This is a genomic window from Gemmatimonadota bacterium, assembly GCA_039715185.1.
Taxonomy (GTDB): domain Bacteria; phylum Gemmatimonadota; class Gemmatimonadetes; order Longimicrobiales; family RSA9; genus DATHRK01.
Map to the genome: position 1 here is coordinate 1 of JBDLIA010000252.1, position 1,008 is coordinate 1,008.

At 69.4% G+C, this 1,008-nt stretch carries 1 protein-coding gene; it reads left to right on the forward strand.

Annotation, left to right across the window (positions count from 1 at the left end):
* Positions 1-197: 197 nt before the first annotated feature.
* Positions 198-1,008 (forward strand): hypothetical protein (locus tag ABFS34_17050; protein MEN8377134.1); only part of this gene is annotated, 811 nt, incomplete at its 3' end.

A 1,008-nucleotide genomic window follows, 5' to 3' on the forward strand; every position in this document is an offset into this window, starting at 1 on the left:
TGTCGGCCTCGACGAGGTGAGGCGCGAAAAATCGAGGCGAGGTCGCGTAGACGGCGACCACGGACGGCTCACGAGGTCCGAAAACCTCCGTGCTATGAAGGTGGTGCGGACGGGCGTCGCGCGGGGAGTTTTCGCGCTGGACGCTGCTGGTCGGCGCCGACTTGAGGCGTCGACTCTTCACCGCTGAGGAGATCTACGTGAGCACACAGCAGCAATGGCAACAGATTCATGAGCGGCTCGTCGAGTTGGCGGCCACGCGCGCCGCGGCCGACTTCGAGGAAGCGGGCTGGCTGATTAAAGCCGATCGTGCCCGGGTCCACGAGCACCTCGGCTTTGGCTCGCTGCGCGAGTATCTCGAGCGGCTGTTCGGTTACGGGCCGCGGCAGGCCGAAGAGCGGTTGCGGGTCGCCAGGGCGCTCGTCGAGTTGCCGCAGATCAGTGAGGCGCTGCGCGACGGGCAGCTTTGCTGGAGCGCGGCGCGCGAGCTGTCTCGGGTGGCTGTCGCCGACACCGAAGAGGTGTGGCTCGCGGCGACCCGGGGCCAGACGGCGCGCCAGATCGAGGCGCAGGTGTCTGGTCGCGGCTTGGGTGACGATCCCAACAGCCCGGTCGAGCCCGGCGCCAAGCGGCGGCGGCTGCGGTTCGAGGTCTCGGCCGCGACCTGGGCGCTGTTTCGCGAGGCCCGCGCCCGGGTCGAAGACGACGTCGGCGAGTCGCTGGACGACGACGCGCTGATCGCGAGCGTCGCGCGCTACGTGCTCGGCGGGCCGACCGACGTGGGACGCAGCTCGTATCAGATCGCGGTCACCGTGTGCGCGAGCTGCGAGCGGGGCTTCGTGCAAGGCAAGGGCGAGCTGGTCGAGGTCGACCGCTCGATGCTCGAGTGCGCCAACTGCGATGCCCAACATCTTGGTCGGGTCGATGGCAGCGACTCCGCGACGCGCGCGACGCAAGCGATTCGACCCAAGACCCGGCGCCAGGTGTTGCGCCGGGATCACGGCCGGTGTG